This is a genomic window from Neisseria wadsworthii 9715, from assembly GCF_000227765.1.
GTDB classification, from domain to species: Bacteria; Pseudomonadota; Gammaproteobacteria; order Burkholderiales; family Neisseriaceae; genus Neisseria; species Neisseria wadsworthii.
On sequence record NZ_JH165159.1, the window covers coordinates 1,908,929 to 1,922,838 of the forward strand.

Genomic DNA, 13,910 nt, shown 5'->3' on the forward strand with positions numbered 1-13,910 from the left:
AGGCATTCTTTATTGATGATAAAACAACGCATTCAGCGGCTTCTTTGATCAACCATGCGGTAATAAATCTCGCCGTCTCTGATGTAGCCCAAATCCACCCGGGCGATTTCGGCGATGGCTTCTTTACCGTTTGCCAAGTCGTCCACCTCGGCCGCCAAGGCATTATTGCGCAGGGTGAGCATACTGTTTTCCGTTTCCTGCGCGGTTACTTCGTTTTGCAGGCGCCACATGTCGCGCCAGCCGCCTTTCGACAACCAAAGGTCGTATTGCGAACCGATGATGCAGATACTCAGAAAAACAGTAACCCATCTCATGCTGATAACGCCTTATTTTTTCAATTGGTAAAATGCGGCTTTGCCCGGATAGTATGCGGCTTCGCCCAACTCTTCTTCAATGCGCAGAAGCTGGTTGTATTTGGCCATGCGGTCTGAGCGGCTTAGAGAGCCTGTTTTGATTTGCATACAGTTGGTGGCAACGGCCAAGTCGGCGATGGTGCTGTCTTCGGTTTCGCCCGAGCGGTGGCTCATTACGCTGGTGTAGCAATTGCGTTTGGCTAACTCTACCGCTTTCAGGGTTTCGCTCAAAGTGCCGATTTGATTCACTTTCACCAACAAAGCATTGGCCACACCGGCTTCAATGCCTTCTGCCAAAATTTTCGGGTTGGTCACAAACAAGTCGTCTCCCACCAATTGAACTTTATCGCCCAATTTTTCGGTCAACAGTTTCCAGCCTTCCCAGTCGTTTTCATCCATGCCGTCTTCGATGGAAACAATCGGGTATTTGGCAACCAAACCTGCCAGATATTCGGCAAATTCGGCGCTGGTCAAAGATTTGCCTTCTGCTTCCAAGTGGTATTTACCGTCTTTGTAGAATTCGCTGGAAGCGCAGTCTAATGCCAACAACACATCTTCGCCCGATTTGTAGCCGGCAGCGGTAATGGCTTCAACGATTAACTGCAAAGCTTCTTCGTGGCTGTTTAGGTTTGGCGCAAAACCGCCTTCGTCACCAACAGTAGTCGGGAAGCCTTTGCTGTCGCACAATTTTTTCAAGGCATGGAAAATTTCCGCACCGCAACGCAACGCGTCGCGGAAGGTGTCGGCGCCCACAGGCATAATCATAAATTCTTGAATGTTCAGGCTGTTGTTGGCATGTTCGCCGCCGTTGATAACGTTCATCATCGGAACCGGCAAAGCCAGCGGGCCTGCGCCGCCCAAATAGCGGTAAAGCGGCAGGCCGGCATCTTCGGCAGCAGCACGGGCAACCGCCAAAGAAACGGCCAAAGTGGCATTCGCGCCCAAACGGCCTTTGTTGTCGGTACCGTCCAAATCAAGCATGATTTTATCGATATAAGTTTGCTCGGAAGCATCCACGCCGATAAGTGCCTGAGCGATTTCGTTATTCACATTTTCTACAGCTTGCAGCACACCTTTGCCCAAATAGCGGCCTTTGTCGCCGTCGCGCAATTCCAAAGCTTCTTTCTGACCGGTTGACGCGCCGGAAGGTACGGCCGCACGGCCCATCACGCCGGATTCCAACAGCACATCACACTCAACGGTGGGATTGCCGCGCGAATCCAAAATTTCACGAGCAAAAATATCAATAATAGCGCTCATTACAGAACTCTCCATTTGTTAGATCGGGGTTTAAAATAGTTTCAGACAGACATTGAAACAGGGTTGATGCCTGTCTGAAAAATCTCGTGTTTATACCGGCACCCATCACCCGGCCAAAAGTCCGTAACAGACATTGCCGGCTCAGAAAAACTGCCAGTCGTCAAACCGGCAGTTTTATCACAAATATCAGCGCACGTGGTAATTGGGCGCTTCTTTGGTAATCTGTACGTCGTGAACGTGCGATTCGCTCATACCGGCAGAAGTAATTTCCACAAATTCCGCTTTTTCGTGCATTTGCGCAATGCTTGAGCAGCCCAAATAACCCATGCTGGAGCGCAACCCGCCGACCAACTGGTGGATAATCTGCACAATCGGCCCTTTGTAAGGCACACGGCCTTCAATACCTTCCGGCACATATTTATCCGTGCTTTCCTGTTTGTCTTGGAAATACCGGTCGCTGGAGCCCTGACTCATCGCCCCCAAAGAACCCATGCCACGGTAAGATTTATACGAACGGCCTTGATACAGCTCGATTTCGCCCGGCGCTTCATCTGTACCGGCAAACATACCGCCCAACATCACACAAGACGCTCCGGCAGCCAGCGCTTTGGCCAAATCGCCCGAAAAACGGATACCGCCGTCGGCAATCAGCGGCACGCCCGTGCCTTTCAAAGCTTCCGCCACATTATGAATCGCCGTTAATTGCGGCACACCCACACCGGCCACAATACGGGTGGTACAAATCGAACCCGGGCCGATACCCACTTTCACCGCATCCGCACCGGCCGCCACCAAATCACGCGCCGCCTGCGCTGTGGCAATATTGCCGCCGATCACCTGCACTTGCGGAAAGTTTTGTTTTACCCATTTCACACGGTCAAGCACACCTTGGCTGTGCCCGTGGGCCGTATCCACCACGATCACATCCACCCCGGCTTCTACGAGCGCTTTCACACGCTCATCCGTATCGGCACCCACGCCTACGGCCGCACCCACCCGTAAACGGCCGTCGGCATCTTTATTAGCATTCGGAAATTCGGTCGTTTTTAAAATGTCTTTAACCGTAATCAGACCTTTAAGTTCCCAATCTTCATTCACCACCAAAACACGCTCCACTTTATGGTCGTGCATCACATCGCGCGCATCTTCAATGGATGTGCCCTCAGGCACGGTAACCAATTTTTCCCGCGGCGTCATGATGGCGGAAACGGGCTGATCCAGCCTTTTTTCAAAACGCAAATCACGGTTGGTTACTAATCCCACCACCTTACCGTTTTCCACAACCGGCAGGCCGGACATTTTGCGTTTGCGTTGCGACAGCATCTCAATCAAATCGCGGATCAGCATACCCGGTGCGATGATAACAGGATCTTTGACCACACCGCTTTCATGGCGCTTCACCTTAGCCACGGCAGCAGCCTGCTGCTCGGCGCTCATATTCTTGTGGATAATGCCGATACCGCCTTCCTGCGCCATAGAAATGGCCAGCTTGGCTTCAGTAACAGTATCCATCGCAGCAGAAAGAAGGGGAAGATTCAGAGAAATTTCACGGGTGAGAGGGGTTTTGAGGGAAACGTCGCGCGGGAGCACGGTTGAATGTGCGGGAACCAGCAAAACGTCGTCAAAAGTATAGGCTTTTTCTACGATACGCATGATGCTTTGAAACTTTCAGTTTGTGCAAGATGCACGATATTGTAGCAAATCCGCCGCGCTTTAGTAAGCTGCACCAAACAAAAAAAACCATTTTTTTACAGGTTTCCATGACAGCGCCAAAGGAACACGGTAGAATCAAGTACTAAGCTTTATTCAATCATACATAATATCGACTCCGAAAGAATAAATATGCACATTACTTCATTTGCCAAACTAACCGCACTCGGTTTGATTCTCGCCTCAACAAGCCTTCAAGCCAAAGAGGTATATAGCTGGAAAAATGCTAACGGAACCAATACTTACTCAGATGTTCCCCGTAATTTAAAAAGCAACGGTGTTAACACGATTAATGTGCGCACACAAACCGTAAGCACACCGCCTGCTGCAAAATCCGCCTCAGAAGGCGCATCTTTGTCCGAACAGCAAAAGCAGATTAACGACAAAATGGCTGCCAATAATAAGCAGGTTGAAGAAAAAAACAAACAAATCGAAGAAGAAAACCGCAAAACACAAGAAGCCAACTGTAAAACCGCGCGCATGAACCGTGCATTTGCCGAATCTGCCCGCACAGCCAACCGCGATACCTTAATGGCACGTTATGATGCAGATATTGAAAAATTCTGCTCTACCCCGGCTCCGGCATCCACGCCGGCGGCTCAATCGCCTAGTTAATCGTTTCCGAGATATTGTGTCACACAGTTTTAATCTGTCTGTTTTCTTAAAAAACCTGCCAAATCTGCCCGGTGTTTATCGTATGCTCGATAAAAACGGGCAGGTTTTGTATGTGGGTAAAGCAGTTAACTTAAAACGCCGTGTATCCAGCTATTTCCAAAAAAGCGACCATTCACCACGCATCAGCCTGATGATTAAGCAGATTGCCTCAGTGGAAACCACGGTAACGCGCTCAGAGGCAGAAGCATTAATCTTAGAAAACAATCTGATCAAGGCGTTATCACCCAAATACAATATTCTCTTTCGTGATGATAAAAGCTATCCCTATCTGATGCTCAGCGGGCACGATTTTCCGCAGATGGCGTATTACCGCGGAACACTCAAAAAGCCCAATCAATATTTCGGCCCTTACCCCAACGGGTATGCCGTACACAACAGCATACAGATTTTGCAGAAAGTGTTCCGGCTGCGCACCTGTGAGGACAGCGTATTCGAACACCGCGACCGTGCTTGTTTGCTTTATCAAATAAAACGCTGCTCCGGCCCTTGCGTCGGCCATATTTCGCGTGAAGACTATCAGAATAGCGTGCGTGAAGCCGTTACCTTTCTAAACGGTAAAACCGATGAACTTACCCAGATGCTGCACCACAAAATGCAGCAGGCAGCTGAGCAACTTTACTTTGAAGAAGCCGCACGTTACCGCGATCAAATTCAGGCTTTAGGTTTGGTGCAAAGCCAGCAATTTATCGACAGTAAAAACCCAAACAATCCGAATGATATCGACATTCTTGCAGTGGCTTCAAAGCATGGCGTGGTTTGCGTGCATTGGGTCAGCATACGCGGCGGACGACATGTTGGCGACAAAAGTTTTTTCCCCGACACCCGCAACGATCCTAATCCCGATACTCAAGACTACGCCGAAGCTTTTGTTGCGCAACATTATCTGGGCAAATCCAAGCCGGATATCATCATCAGCAATTTCATTCTTCCCCAAAACCTGCGAGAAGTATTAAACGGCGAGCATGTCAAGCAAATTCAATTTGTCAGCAAAACCATAGGCGAGCGCAAAGTTTGGCTGAAAATGGCCGAGCGAAATGCAGCTTTAGCAATCAACCAATATATTTCCCAGCATACCAACCAGCAACACCGGCTAGATGAGCTTGCACGTTTATTGAATATAAACCCGGAAGAACTTAACCGTTTGGAATGCTTCGACATCAGTCACACCCAAGGTGAGGCCACCATGGCTTCTTGCGTGGTTTATGATGAACAAAGTATCCAACCCTCCCAATACCGGCGTTACAACATCAAAGGTGCGAAAGCAGGTGACGACTACGCAGCGATGCGGGAAGTGCTGATGCGCCGTTATGGGAAAATGACTGAAGCCGAAGCCAACGGTGAATCAGTGAAATGGCCTGATGCCGTATTGATCGACGGCGGCAAAGGCCAGGTCAGCGTAGCAGTGGAAGTATGGGAAGAACTGGGCTTGAACATCCCGATTATTGGTATAGCAAAAGGCCCTGAACGCAAAGCAGGTTTGGAAGAATTGATTCTGCCCTTTACAGGAGAAGTGTTCCAACTCCCTCCCAACAGCCCTGCCCTGCATCTTTTACAGACGGTACGCGATGAATCGCACCGTTTCGCCATCACAGGCCACCGTAAAAAGCGGGATAAAGCAAGGGTTACATCATCTCTCAACGACATTCCGGGTATCGGCAGCAAGCGTCGCCAAGCATTACTTACCCGCTTTGGCGGCTTGCGCGGGGTACAGGCTGCGGGCGTAGAAGAGCTTGCGCAAACCGAAGGCATCAGTTTAGCGTTGGCTCAAAAAATTTACGACAGCCTGCATTAACAGGGGGCTTTACACAGCTCGCTAATGCAAAATCATTATATGAACAATACCTGTCTGAAAGCTTTTCAGACAGGCATTATAAATGTAGAGATTGAGATTTCATACAAAACTAATTGTTTTTCAAATATCACAAACAATACCGGCTTTATCTGCGACCAAATCGAGAATTTACTTAAACAACACAATCAACACGAGCGCCACAGCAATAATACACAGCCATAAATTCTGTCTTTGCTGTGTTTTTACCAAATGTATATAAGCATCACGCATTTCTTGTTGGCGGGTTTCATCCACCAACATATTGATTTTTCTCGGCAGACTAGGCAGGATTTGGGCCCAATCAGGCGCTTCGTTTTTTAAAGTGTTCAAAAACGCTTTAGGCCCGACTTGCTCTGCCATCCAGCGGGTTAAAAAAGGCTTCGCCGTAGTCCATAAATCCAGATCAGGATCAAGCTGGCGGCCCAATCCTTCGATATTCAACAGTGTTTTTTGCAGCAATACAAGTTGCGGCTGGATTTCTACATTAAAACGCCGGCTTGTTTCAAACAAACGCATCAAAACCAAGCCGAAAGAAATCTGCGATATGGGTTTATTGAAAATCGGTTCGCACACTGCTCGCACGGCTGCTTCCAGCTCCTCCGCCCGCGTATCAGGCGGCACCCAGCCGGATTCTATATGTGCGGTTGCCACACGGTGGTAATCGCGGTTAAAAAACGCCAGAAAATTGATGGCCAAATAACGTTTGTCATAATCAGTTAAACTGCCGACGATACCGAAGTCAAGCGCAATATAGCGGCCGTCATCCGCTACTAGAATATTGCCCGGGTGCATATCGGCATGAAAAAAACCGTGGCGGAATACTTGTGTAAAAAATATTTCCACTCCGTAGCGCGCCAAACGCTGTAAATCGATGCCTTTGGCTTTAAGACCTGCTATATAGGCCACCGGCGTGCCGTTCATCCATTCGATTGTGAGTACATCACGGCTGCAATAATCGTAATAGACTTGCGGTACAATCAGCATGGTGCTGTCTTTAAAATTGCGTCCGAGCTGGCTGGCATTGGCCGCTTCTCTCATCAAATCAAGCTCGTCGTGCAGATACTTGTCAAACTCATCCACGACTTCACGCGGACGCAACCTTTTTCCATCGGCAAACAAGCGTTCGATCCACCCTGCACCGAAACGCAACAAAGCCAAGTCCTGCTCAATTACCGGTGCCAAATTCGGTCGCAACACTTTTACAGCAACCTGCTCGCCGGAGTGCAAACGCGCTTTATGCACTTGAGCAACAGACGCACTGGCCACCGGCTTGGTATCGAATTCTGCGTAAAGCTCATCAATCGGCTTTCCTAGCGACTGCTCAATTTGGCGGCGTGACAACTCTGCATCAAAAGGCGGAACACGGTCTTGCAACTTGGCGAGCTCTACCGCATAGTCGTGTGGAATCAGATCAGGGCGCGTGGAAAGCACTTGTCCGAATTTAACAAATACGGGGCCCAAACTTTCCAAAGCAAGACGTAGACGCACGGGCAAAGAGGTATCTGAATATTCAGATGATTGGGGAAGCTTACGCAACAAACCACATACCCATGTTCGCCCCCCCATCGGAATCAGCAAATCGGACAAACCATATCGATATAGGGTTTTAGTTAATGTGGTCGTGCGTTTAAGCCATTTCATAACAAATCATCAGACAATAAAATCATTGAAAAATCTGCGCATTATGTAGAAACAAACGTGCAAGCTAGGTAGCTATAAAGATAGGTTGGTATCAATACACCCTAAACGGCTGATCCGTTTTAACGAATCAGCCGCATTTAAATAGTTAAGAAACTCATCTGTTTTTTAGCAAAATACTGCCAATGCCAAAATACTTTCGGGTTTCTCCAACCTATTTTTCAGACAGGCATCAGCGTTTGGCCAATCCTTTGCGCTGTAAAAACGGCAACACATCCGGGCGCACTTCCTGACAAAGAGAATTGCGTACTTGCTGAGTAAAGTCCAAATCCAGATTGCTGCGTTGCTTATAGTAATCTTTAACCTGCGCGTTATATGCTTCATAAACCGATTTATCCATGGGGCAGTATCCGTTTTCAGTAACCACGCATTCGATAGGCAAGCGCGGGCGCATCATGGGCTCTTGGGCAGGCCAACCCAAAGACATACCAAACAGCGGCACCACATTCTCAGGCAGATTCAATATTTCATTGGTTGCATTGATGTCATCACGCAAGCAACCTATATACACGCCGCCCAAACCGAGTGATTCGGCGGTGAGCATCACATTTTGCGCCATAATCCCCGCATCAATCGAGCCCATCAGCGTCATCTCGGTCCAGTCTGTTTGCACATCGGGCGCAATCTGCTTGTGTTTGGCAAAATCAATACAGAACACCAAAAATTCCGCACAGGTTTCGATATAGTGTTGGTTAGCGCCAACGGCACGCAATTTTTTACGCATTTCCATGTCGGTAACACGGATAATGTGCGCCGACTGCAAAAAGCTGGAAGTTGAAGCCGCCTGCCCTGCCTTCAAAATGATTTCCAGCATTTCTGCCGGAATCGGTTCGCCCGTGTATTTGCGGATGGAGCGGTGGTTAAGCGCGGTTTGCAAGGCGGGCTTACTGGTAAATTCCATATCAGTTCCTCTTCATTGAATGATGGTTTAAAACATAATTGACTGTGATTTTGCCGAACAAGTTACTTTACTAATTTTTTCAGACAGGCATTTCAACCTGCCGAAACACTTGCTGCATACGCAGCGTATTTAAATGAACCTTCACCTCATCTACTTTCTCTTGCGTAAACAGCTTATCAATATTTTTCCAAATACTATGAAACCGTAAGATCCTTGCTGCATTTCTTGTTTCGCCGCCTCTACCGGCCACCCCTGATAAATAATCCGATACATACCCACAATTAAACCAGTGCGGTCTGCACCATGATAGCAATGTACCGAAACAGGGCCGCTTTGTTGAGATGCTTCAATCAGATAAAGCATTTCGGCAATATTTTTCGGCTTGATATGCCAAGTCAGCAAGGGGCTGTTTATCAGGTTGAAACCACGCCCTCCCAACAACTGCCTGTCATCATTTCGGTCGAAGAAACGAAGGTTCACAATGCTTTGGATACCTAAGCGTTCGATTTGTGCAATATCATCACGAACCAATTGTTCGCTGCGATAAAGCCTTGCATCTACTTTGCACAAATTAGCGTCCTGCTTAACCGGAACGGCCCATCGTGATCGCCCGTAAATAGCAGCATCTTGCGTCTGCCGAACCGTGCTGCAACCTAACCTGCCAACGCAGCCTAAACCAGCAAAACAGGCACAAAATGGGAAGCGTTCATTGTTTCCTATTTTTGTTATTGATCTATTTTTTGCAGGAAAGCATTCTATCATCAATCATCAAGATAAACGAATGCCTGTCTGAAAAGTTTCAGACAGGCATGTTTGCTCTCAGTTGCTCCGATTTTTATTTGCATGTTCCACGTTGCAAATTACCGTATTTTCCTACCACACTTTGCACACCCTGAATATCTGCATCACTCAAACCACTGAAATAAATCTGCATTTTAGCAATACTCATACTGCTTGCTACGCCGCTGCTTTGCTCGCGGATTTGCGCATTGAAACCCGCATTCTGCAAACGGGATAAAGTAGCCTGCGCAGACTGGCGGTCTGAATAAATCCCAACCACAACACCGCCACCGCCAATCGAGCCGTTAAATCCTTTCGATGTTACCTCATCCAACACCGTTTGCGCATCGCCTTGACCCGACACAGTAACCGTGTATTTCACATTGCGCTTATCGCCGCCTTCTCTTTGCTCTACCTTACGGGTAGCAGCATGCGGCCATTGCACCAGTAAACCTTTGATTCTGTGGTAATCGTCTTCAGGAATGGTAACCGTTGCAGTGCGGCTGCAACGTGCATTTTGCGTCGCAGCAGGCGGCGGGGCAAACGGGCTTTTCGCTGCTTCGCCTTCATTATTTTGCGCCAGCTCGCGGCGAACCTTTTCTTCAGCTTCTTTTTTCAGCTTTTCCGCTTGCAGCTTTTTCTCACGCTCCAAACGGGCTTTTTCTTCCGCTGCTTTCTGCTCGGCCGTTTTTTCTTTCGGTACATGGGTTTCATCTACGGTAGGCTCTTTCGCATCCGCTTTATCACCCGCTTTAATCCAAGACGGCGGCGCGTCTTCCCGCTTCTGCACCAAAGCCGACTCCGGCACTTTCAATTCGTGCGAACCTTCCGCCACAAGCTCCTTGCTGCTCTCCCCGCTTGTTTTCTTGCTGATGTGGATATTAACCACGGCACCGAAAACAATAATGTTCAATGCCACCAATACGGCAAATAACCATTTCATTCTTGTTCTACCCAGTTTAACAAACCGTAAATCACAAGATTATCTATGATTTTAACCGTATTGTCTAAAACAAATGCCTGCGGCATGGCCTGAGCTACCCGCGCCGCGCCGCCACCGGTTAACACAACATCCACCGGCTTGCCTGCACCTGTTTTTTCCTTCAAGCGTGCGTGCATCAGCAAGATGGATCCGCACACAGCATCCATCATACCGCTGGCAAGCGCATTAGGCGTGGTGGTGGGAAAAGGATACACTTTTCCCAACGGCCGGTTGAGGTTGGCCGTTTTCTGCGCCATCGCTTCTTTCATCAAATGAAAACCCGGCATAATAGTGCCACCCAAATAATGATTGTCTTCACTCAAAGCATCAATCGTCACAGCCGTGCCGCAACTGACCACCACACAAGCATTTTGCGTAAAACGACGGCTGCCCAAAGCATTAAACCAACGATCCGCACCATGCTCGGCCGGGTTGCGGTAATGATTGCGAATACCCAACCCTTGAGGCATAGAGGCAAGCCAATTAATTTCTCTAGGAATATGCTCCGCCACCTGCGCTTTCTTTATCGGGCCGCATACAGCCGAACCGACAATGCGGATTTCATCACCGCCATATTGCACCCACTCCCTGCCAAGCTCCGACAAATCCCGATAAGGTGCATGGTTCAAATGCACAATACGCCCATTCCTCACCCATGCCCATTTGAGCTGACTGTTGCCGCCATCCAGAAGCAGGTATTCCGTTTCTTCGTTTTTTACCATAGGTTTTATTTCACTGCTTTGCCGCAAGCTTACCTCACCACTGACAATTTCGCGCACCCCCTCTTCAGTTTCCAGCAATAGTGCACCGTGCGGCCCGACACCTATCACTCGTCCTTCACACATAACTTGACCGTCGCTCAATAAACAAACTTCACGCCCCTGATCACGGTGCGCGGCCTGATAATCCTCCACAAACACAACAAATCCGCGCTGTTCAAAGAGCGGGAACATCTGATCAAGCCGCTGCAATACAGCGCCCAATACAGCGGCCGCACCCACCGGCTGCTTATTGCCTGTCTGAAACATCGCCTGTACCGACACTGCATTGTCCACTTCCTTAGGCAACACAAAATTAATGCCGATACCGATAACCGCATAAGTCTTGCCATCACGCCGCAGGGTTTCAATTAAAATGCCACCCAACTTACGCGAGTCCACCACCAGATCATTCGGCCACTTAATCTCAGCCCGCACACCCAAGCACGCCAAACCTTTTTGACAGGCCAAGGCGGTTAACAACGCCAACGCGCCCAAATCCGCCTGCTGCTTATCAAATACCCAGCACAAGCTGAACATCAAACATTCACCTGTTTTCCCCACCCATTTTCTACCTTGCCGCCCTCGCCCCGCACTTTGATAATGCGCAACAAGCAGGCGGCGGTGCATCTGCTCCGGCTTATTTTTAATCTCTTCCAGCAACACATCATTGCTGGATGTGCATTCATGCAAAATGCCTGTCTGAAAACCGGGAGCAGCCTGCCGCAAAGCAGCTTCGTCAAACACAGCCAAAGGCCGCACCAAACGCCAATGACCATCATGCTGGCGCAGCAAACCACGGATATGCGGCGGCATTTGCTGCCACACCCCGTTTAATTGGTAAGGCTTCATACCCGTGCGTTTACCCAGCTCAAAAACATGCTGGGGTAAACCGTCGGCCAGTGCCGCCAGTAAAGCCCAATGCTGCTCCCGCATCATCTCAAACATCTTTCTTTTCGACAGAACGGATTTTTTCCAAAGTTTGGGTTGTAGAAGTTTGGTGTAAAAAAGGAATCGAGTACACTTTTCCGCCTCTGGCAAGCGTTTCGGGCGCGCCCACAATTTTATCCACCGGCCAGTCCCCACCTTTAATCAAAATATCCGGTTTAACTTCTTCGATTAACTGCGCAGGCGTATCGCTGTCAAACCACGTTACCAAATCAACACAGCCAAGCGCTGCCGCTACCGCAGCCCTATTTTCCAATGAATTAATCGGCCGGTCGTCTCCTTTTCCCAGCCGCTTTACCGAAGCATCCGTGTTCAGCGCCAGCACCAAAGCTGCTCCGGTTTCTCTCGCTTGAGCAAGATAAGTTACATGCCCCCGATGCAAAATATCAAAGCAGCCGTTTGTAAACACCAGCGGGCGGGGCAATTTGGCAATACGCTTCGCCACTTGCTCCGGCGGGCAGATTTTTTGCTCAAACTCGGGTAAAGGCCAGTTGTTCATAATACGGCTCCTTTTGTTTTGACAAGGGATAATAAAATGTTGCCGCAATCATACCCAAGCAACAGGTTTTAGAAAAGACAAAGCCCGCTCAATATGAGCGGGCTTTGAAATTATGGGGTGGCTGATGGGGCTCGAACCCACGACAACCGGAATCACAATCCGGGGCTCTACCAACTGAGCTACAGCCACCACAATTTAAACTGGTGCATTTTTGGCACGCCCGACAGGAATCGAACCTGTAACCCCCGGCTTAGAAGGCCGGTGCTCTATCCGGTTGAGCTACGGGCGCTCTACCTTAATCCTATCGTGCATAAACCTTAATTAGGTTTGCTTCTCTGGTCGGGGCGGTGGGATTCGAACTCACGACCCCCTGTTCCCAAAACAGGTGCGCTAACCAGACTGCGCTACGCCCCGACGAGAAGGTGAAACTATACCCGAGCATCCGGTCTTTAACAAGTGTTTTTTGTGAAAACTTGTATCCAAAATTACATCATTTTGTTTTTTAAAAAAATCTTTTCAGACGGGCATTCATTAAAGTTAAACAAAAGATGCAAATTTTTGCAAAAAATGCGACAATAACGCCGTTTAATTATCCTACCCTTATCAAATAAAGGCATTCTTTCACCATGACAGCACAAATCATCGACGGCAAAAAAATTTCACAACGACGTTTATCCCTAGTAGAACAAAAAGTTTCAGAGCGTAAAGCGCAAGGCTTACGCACGCCTTGTTTGGCGGTGGTTTTGGTTGGTAACGATCCGGCCAGTGCTGTGTATGTGCGCAACAAAAAACTGGCTTGTGAAAAAGTAGGTTTTAAATCAATCTCTTATGAATTACCAGAAGACACCACAGAAGAAAGTCTTCTAAAATTAGTGGATGATTTGAACGAAAACCCGAAAGTTGATGGAATTCTGGTGCAGCTTCCCCTTCCCGCTCAAATCAACAGCCAGGCGGTTTTAGAACGGATTTTGCCGCATAAAGATGTTGACGGTTTCCATCCTTATAATGTTGGCCGCCTCGTAGTGAAAATGCCTCTGATGCGTCCTTGCACGCCCAAAGGCGTAATGACGCTATTAGATGCTTACGGAATTGATGTTGTAGGTAAAAAAGCCGTTGTAGTGGGTGCATCCAATATCGTTGGCCGCCCGCAAGCTTTAGAGTTATTGCTTGCTCGCGCTACGGTAACGGTTTGCCACAGCGCTACACAAAATCTGGCTGAAGAAGTGGCTGCTGCCGATATTGTCGTGGCAGGCGTAGGCAAACCGAATTTCATCAAAGGCGAATGGATTAAGCCCGGAGCCGTGGTAATTGATGTAGGCATCAACCGGCAAAGCGACGGGCGTTTATGCGGCGATGTGGAATTTGAAAAAGCCAAAGAGCGCGCCTCTATGATTACACCCGTACCCGGCGGTGTCGGCCCCATGACCATTGCAACACTGCTGGAAAATACACTTTACGCCGCCGAATTGCACGATAAATCGGCACAATAATTTCACAAAAATTCTAAAATATGTC

The 13,910-nt window shown here is 48.6% G+C and carries 12 protein-coding genes and 3 tRNA genes; 3 read left to right on the forward strand and 12 right to left on the reverse strand.

Going from position 1 to position 13,910, the window contains the following annotated elements; translation table 11 throughout:
- Window positions 1-32: 32 nt before the first annotated feature.
- The 3 genes from ftsB to guaB all read right to left on the reverse strand — a co-directional run bounded on the left by ftsB (window position 33) and on the right by guaB (window position 3,266).
- Window positions 33-314: a cell division protein FtsB gene (gene ftsB, locus HMPREF9370_RS08810; RefSeq protein ID WP_009117110.1), complete on the reverse strand. Its 282-nt coding sequence runs from the start codon at window positions 312-314 to the stop codon at window positions 33-35.
- A gap of 12 nt (window positions 315-326) precedes the next feature.
- Window positions 327-1,613 (reverse strand): phosphopyruvate hydratase, encoded by a 1,287-nt coding sequence (gene eno, locus HMPREF9370_RS08815; protein WP_040667101.1) that lies wholly within the window; start codon window positions 1,611-1,613, stop codon window positions 327-329.
- Between the two features lie 186 nt (window positions 1,614-1,799).
- Entirely contained in the window at window positions 1,800-3,266 is a 1,467-nt protein-coding gene (gene guaB / locus HMPREF9370_RS08820) for an IMP dehydrogenase (RefSeq protein WP_009117113.1), read from the reverse strand.
- Between the two features lie 189 nt (window positions 3,267-3,455).
- On the opposite strand from guaB, the gene HMPREF9370_RS08825 reads away from it, so the two are divergent.
- Together HMPREF9370_RS08825 and uvrC are read left to right on the forward strand one after the other, a co-directional pair.
- Window positions 3,456-3,938: a DUF4124 domain-containing protein gene (locus HMPREF9370_RS08825; protein WP_009117114.1), complete on the forward strand. Its 483-nt coding sequence runs from the start codon at window positions 3,456-3,458 to the stop codon at window positions 3,936-3,938.
- A gap of 13 nt (window positions 3,939-3,951) precedes the next feature.
- Entirely contained in the window at window positions 3,952-5,790 is a 1,839-nt protein-coding gene (gene uvrC, locus HMPREF9370_RS08830; protein WP_370992369.1) for an excinuclease ABC subunit UvrC, read from the forward strand.
- Between the two features lie 168 nt (window positions 5,791-5,958).
- On the opposite strand, the gene ubiB is transcribed toward uvrC, so the two are convergent.
- The 9 genes from ubiB to HMPREF9370_RS08875 form a co-directional block, all read right to left on the reverse strand.
- On the reverse strand, window positions 5,959-7,470 hold the full coding sequence (ubiB, locus tag HMPREF9370_RS08835; RefSeq protein ID WP_009117117.1) for a ubiquinone biosynthesis regulatory protein kinase UbiB: 1,512 nt from the start codon (window positions 7,468-7,470) through the stop codon (window positions 5,959-5,961).
- Between the two features lie 229 nt (window positions 7,471-7,699).
- Window positions 7,700-8,428: an oxygen-insensitive NADPH nitroreductase gene (gene nfsA, locus HMPREF9370_RS08840; protein WP_009117118.1), complete on the reverse strand. Its 729-nt coding sequence runs from the start codon at window positions 8,426-8,428 to the stop codon at window positions 7,700-7,702.
- Window positions 8,429-8,578: 150 nt separating this feature from the next.
- Window positions 8,579-8,998, reverse strand: a complete 420-nt coding sequence (locus HMPREF9370_RS08845; RefSeq protein ID WP_306424935.1) for a protein-tyrosine phosphatase family protein — start codon at window positions 8,996-8,998, stop codon at window positions 8,579-8,581.
- A 265-nt stretch (window positions 8,999-9,263) separates the two neighbouring features.
- A complete protein-coding gene (locus HMPREF9370_RS08850; protein WP_009117120.1) occupies window positions 9,264-10,151 on the reverse strand; it encodes a hypothetical protein in 888 nt (295 codons plus the stop codon).
- Entirely contained in the window at window positions 10,148-11,896 is a 1,749-nt protein-coding gene (locus tag HMPREF9370_RS08855; protein ID WP_009117121.1) for a bifunctional biotin--[acetyl-CoA-carboxylase] ligase/type III pantothenate kinase, read from the reverse strand. Before HMPREF9370_RS08855 ends, HMPREF9370_RS08850 begins: the two co-directional genes overlap by 4 nt.
- Window positions 11,889-12,395, reverse strand: a complete 507-nt coding sequence (rfaE2, locus tag HMPREF9370_RS08860) for a D-glycero-beta-D-manno-heptose 1-phosphate adenylyltransferase (protein ID WP_009117122.1) — start codon at window positions 12,393-12,395, stop codon at window positions 11,889-11,891. The genes HMPREF9370_RS08855 and rfaE2 overlap by 8 nt, the downstream gene beginning before the upstream one ends.
- A gap of 113 nt (window positions 12,396-12,508) precedes the next feature.
- Window positions 12,509-12,584, reverse strand: a tRNA-His gene (locus tag HMPREF9370_RS08865).
- A 23-nt stretch (window positions 12,585-12,607) separates the two neighbouring features.
- Window positions 12,608-12,684, reverse strand: a tRNA-Arg gene (locus HMPREF9370_RS08870).
- A gap of 47 nt (window positions 12,685-12,731) precedes the next feature.
- Window positions 12,732-12,809, reverse strand: a tRNA-Pro gene (locus tag HMPREF9370_RS08875).
- A gap of 212 nt (window positions 12,810-13,021) precedes the next feature.
- Between HMPREF9370_RS08875 and folD the strand changes: the two genes are divergently transcribed.
- A complete protein-coding gene (gene folD, locus HMPREF9370_RS08880; protein ID WP_009117124.1) occupies window positions 13,022-13,885 on the forward strand; it encodes a bifunctional methylenetetrahydrofolate dehydrogenase/methenyltetrahydrofolate cyclohydrolase FolD in 864 nt (287 codons plus the stop codon).
- The last annotated feature ends 25 nt before the right edge of the window (window positions 13,886-13,910 follow it).